The sequence below is a fragment of the Wolbachia endosymbiont of Wuchereria bancrofti genome (genome assembly GCF_002204235.2).
Lineage (GTDB): Bacteria > Pseudomonadota > Alphaproteobacteria > Rickettsiales > Anaplasmataceae > Wolbachia.
Window position 1 is genome coordinate 1 of record NZ_NJBR02000070.1, and the last position, 758, is coordinate 758.

A 758-nucleotide genomic window follows, 5' to 3' on the forward strand; every position below is an offset into this window, starting at 1 on the left:
AAACTTCACTATTTTACTTACTTCAGTATGGCTTCTTTTCCATTATTGCCTATCCGTTCCTTGTGCAGTGGAAATTGTATCAGTAATAGGTATTCTCCTCGCTGCCCATTGCTTGACTTGAGTTAAAGCTGCATAATATCCTTTAACCTCATTTTCATCTCTCCTATATTTCAGAAAGTGACCTTTATTTTTTAAAGTTTCTTCACCTGCTTAGGCTCGAATCGATTTCCTTCAGTTATAGTAGAATAGTGTGTGGTATAGAGCTAAACAGTTTCATGAAGAGAAGAAAATATCTATACAGTAAGTGGCAAATACAACACTTTTTCTTTTACTGCTTTAATCCTCATAAGGCAGCTAGCAATCTTGAAGGTACCGTATAATTTAGCATAAACTTTATCGGCATAGTATTTATATTATTTACTTTTATATTATGCTGATAAAATGCAGACAATGCAACATTTTTAAAATTTCGTTAATGTGCTGCAAGAATTCTTCTTTGCTTATGTTTACCCATTTGTCGATACAAAGTATAGTTCAGTTCTTATAGAAAACAAAAGATAGACATGAGGCCATAAAACTGAAATAATTTGTTAATCAAATTTCTCAAAACTACTTAGTATATGTTAATCAGAATAGGTACCAGAGGAAGCAGTCTTGCAATTGCTCAAGCTTTGGAAGCAAACTTTTTTTCTAGTTTATCTGTTGAGATCATTAAAATAAAAACTTCCGGTGACAAATATGCAAATGCGAACCTTGCT

At 32.5% G+C, this 758-nt stretch carries 1 pseudogene; it reads left to right on the forward strand.

The features are described 5' to 3' along the window. Positions 1–620: 620 nt before the first annotated feature. Positions 621–758, forward strand: a pseudogene (locus CCY16_RS03530) (hydroxymethylbilane synthase); the annotation flags it as partial.